We start from the raw sequence: 3300 nt of genomic DNA on the forward strand, positions 1-3300 counted from the left end.
TGTGATGCTCGTCAGGGGGGCGGAGCCTATGGAAAAACGCCTCCCGCGCGCCCTTCTTCTGGGTCTTTGTCTTTTGCTCACATGTTCTTTCCGGTTTTATCCCCCGATTCTGTGGATAACCGTATTACCGCCTTTGAGTGAGCTGACACCGCTCGCCGCAGTCGAACGACCGAGCGTAGCGAGTCAGTGAGCGAGGAAGCGGAAGAGCGCCTTATGTGACATTTTCTCCTTACGCTCCTCTATGCCGTTCTGCATCCTGTCCGGATGCGTTATATCCCGGTAAGATTTTCCGCTTCAAAGCGTGTCTGTATGCTGTTCTGGAGTTCTTCTGCGAGTTCGTGCAGTTTCTCACACATGGCGGCCTGTTCGTCGGCATTGAGTGCGTCCAGTTTTTCGAGCAGCGTCAGGCTCTGACTTTTTATGAATCCCGCCATGTTGAGTACGGCTTGCTGCTGCTTATTCATCTTTTCGTTTTCTCCGTTCTGTCTGTCATCTGCGTTGTGTGATTATATCGCGTACCACTTTTCGACTGTTTTGCTGCCGCTATTCTGCCGCTTGGCTTTTTGACGGGCATTTCTGTCAGACAACACTGTCACTGCCAAAAAACTGCCGTGCCTTTGTCGGTAATTCGAGCTTGCTGACAGGACAGGATGTGCAATTGTTATACCGCGCATACATGCACGCTATTACAATTGCCCTGGTCAGGGCTTTGCCCCGACACCCATGTCAGATACGGAGCCATGTTTTATGACAAAACGAAGTGGAAGTAATACGCGCAGGCGGGCTATCAGTCGCCCTGTTCGTCTGACGGCAGAAGAAGACCAGGAAATCAGAAAAAGGGCTGCTGAATGCGGCAAGACCGTTTCCGGTTTTTTACGGGCGGCAGCTCTCGGTAAGAAAGTTAACTCACTGACTGATGATCGGGTACTGAAAGAAGTTATGAGACTGGGGGCGTTACAGAAAAAACTCTTTATCGACGGCAAGCGTGTCGGGGACAGGGAGTATGCGGAGGTGCTGATCGCTATTACGGAGTATCACCGTGCCCTGTTATCCAGGCTTATGGCAGATTAGCTTCCCGGAGAGAAAACTGTCGAAAACTGACGGTATGAACACCGTAAGCTCCCAAAGTGATCACCATTCGCTTTCATGCATAGCTATGCAGCGAGCTGAAAACGATCCTGACGCATCCTTCCTGTTTTTCCGGGGTAAAACATCTCTTTTTGCGGTGTCTGCGTCAGAATCGCGTTCAGCGCGTTTCAGTGGTGCGTACAATTAAGGGATTATGGTAAATATATGAGCTATGCGATAACTTTAACTGTGAAGCGATGAACCCATTACAGGCAAAGCCAATTACTCCTGACAGTGGTTTAGCCAGAAGCAGGGCTACCAAGACCAATGCAATAAGTAATATATCGTTTTGCTATCGTGCATCGCTCGCGCTCAGTTCCATTGTGCTTTTTTAAGCTGTCGTTTTTCTTACGGTATATACCGGTTTTTTATGGCGTGGTTTCTTAACTTGTTCAGCTACTGATGGACCCATTGTATCTAGGTAGTCAACTAGCTTTGTTAGATCATAAATATTGCGACCACCATATCGGCGATCACTCTTCGATGTTGGTTTCTTGTCCAAGAGATTAGCTTTTTCAAGATCATTGATAGCTCTCTGAACAGTCCGTACAGAAACCCCCATACGTATGGCTAGACTTTCCATTGACGGATGCGGCCACTCTTGCAAACTCCACCAGTGAACGATCAGGTTAAGTAGTGTGTTAAAGGCCACTGAAGTTAGCTTTTTCTCGTTTTGTATAAAAAACAATACGGTAGGCACTGCTGTCCAGCCAAGAGACAAACCGCCAGCTTTCCATTTATTCTTAACGGAGTAAGTCATTGATTTTCCTAAGCCCCAAAATATTTAAAGTATATATTATATGGTATATTCATATGAATAGGGTGACACTGGCGCCATTATTGTGCAACCAAAAAAGACTACTCTGAAAACGAGGAAAAGATTTTTTCCTGCCTGAATTAGATACGGAGTTAGCGATATGAAAACCGAACAACGTCATGATCTTGTTAAAGATATTGAGGTTTTTGGCGTATCCTTGTCTCTGTTGATTTCCAGAGCGAATGAGAAGTCTGTTACAATGCCATCTGGTCTAAGTCGGGAGCAGAGAAGAGCATGGGCAGCGGAGCAGGCGCGCAAAATCCACAATTGAATATTGTCTCATTCTCTGAGACCTTCAACCTTTATTACACATCCAGATATTCTGCAAAAACACTCGATAAAATCGATGATTTCATTGAGCATTTTGAAAAATACAATCTCTTTGGCGATCCTTTAAAAGGATATCCAGCTTGGACTGGCAAAGTATCGCCATCGTGGAAAGTGCCTGATCATTACGAAAACAAAGAAGCTATTGAGAAGTATGCTAGAGCTAACAAATTATGGCATGCTCATTTAGGCGATCCGGTTTTTAAAGATACGTTTCATGGGAAATACAAGGTTTCTGACTGGGTTATTCATTTCCAGCGGCTGACACCGAACCATATAAAGCTTTTAGAGCTTGGATACCATGACCCAATGAAGCTACCTCAAAACTTTGAATGATCGAGCGGCAGGCTAAATGAAATCTTGAGATTCATTCAGTCTCGTCGTAATCTCACTATTGTAAAAACGAAAAAACCACCCTGGCAGGTGGTTTTTCGAAGGTTAGTTAATCCTGGCAGATTCTCTAACCGTGGTAACAGTCTTGTGCGAGACATGTCACCAAATACTGTCCTTTCAGTGTAGCCTCAGTTAGGCCGCCACTTCAAGAACTCTCGTTACATCTCTCGCACATCCTGCTTACCAGTGGCCGTTGCCAGTGGCGTTAAGTCGTGTCTTACCGGGTTGGACTCAAGACGATAGTTACCGGATAAGGCGCAGCGGTCGGGCTGAACGGGGGGTTCGTGCACACAGCCCAGCTTGGAGCGAACGACCTACACCGAACCGAGATACCAACAGCGTGAGCTATGAGAAAGCGCCACGCTTCCCGAAGGGAGAAAGGCGGACAGGTATCCGGTAAGCGGCAGGGTCGGAACAGGAGAGCGCACGAGGGAGCTTCCAGGGGGAAACGCCTGGTATCTTTATAGTCCTGTCGGGTTTCGCCACCTCTGACTTGAGCGTCGATTTTTGTGATGCTCGTCAGGGGGGCGGAGCCTATGGAAAAACGCCTCCCGCGCGCCCTTCTTCTGGGTCTTTGTCTTTTGCTCACATGTTCTTTCCGGTTTTATCCCCCGATTCTGTGGATAACCGTATTA

4 protein-coding genes are annotated in these 3300 nt (G+C 47.1%); 2 read left to right on the plus strand and 2 right to left on the minus strand.

From position 1 onward, the window contains the following. Window positions 1-269: 269 nt before the first annotated feature. Complete coding sequence (locus EU557_RS25290; protein WP_001041622.1) at window positions 270-464, minus strand: Rop family plasmid primer RNA-binding protein; 195 nt, start codon at window positions 462-464, stop codon at window positions 270-272. A 259-nt stretch (window positions 465-723) separates the two neighbouring features. Here EU557_RS25290 and mobA point away from each other — a divergent pair, with 259 nt between their 5' ends. Further along, the gene (mobA, locus tag EU557_RS25295) at window positions 724-1071 is read left to right on the plus strand and encodes a plasmid mobilization protein MobA (RefSeq protein ID WP_010981037.1); all 348 of its coding nucleotides are present in this window, start codon (window positions 724-726) and stop codon (window positions 1069-1071) included. Between the two features lie 388 nt (window positions 1072-1459). Here the strand turns inward: mobA and EU557_RS25300 are convergent, their stop codons facing one another. Then, window positions 1460-1888 (minus strand): helix-turn-helix domain-containing protein, encoded by a 429-nt coding sequence (locus EU557_RS25300; protein ID WP_000222531.1) that lies wholly within the window; start codon window positions 1886-1888, stop codon window positions 1460-1462. A 291-nt stretch (window positions 1889-2179) separates the two neighbouring features. On the opposite strand from EU557_RS25300, the gene EU557_RS25305 reads away from it, so the two are divergent. Next, window positions 2180-2608: a hypothetical protein gene (locus tag EU557_RS25305; protein ID WP_000534558.1), complete on the plus strand. Its 429-nt coding sequence runs from the start codon at window positions 2180-2182 to the stop codon at window positions 2606-2608. Window positions 2609-3300: the final 692 nt, after the last annotated feature.

The sequence above is a fragment of the Hymenobacter wooponensis genome (genome assembly GCF_004745865.1).
GTDB classification, from domain to species: Bacteria; Bacteroidota; Bacteroidia; order Cytophagales; family Hymenobacteraceae; genus Hymenobacter; species Hymenobacter wooponensis.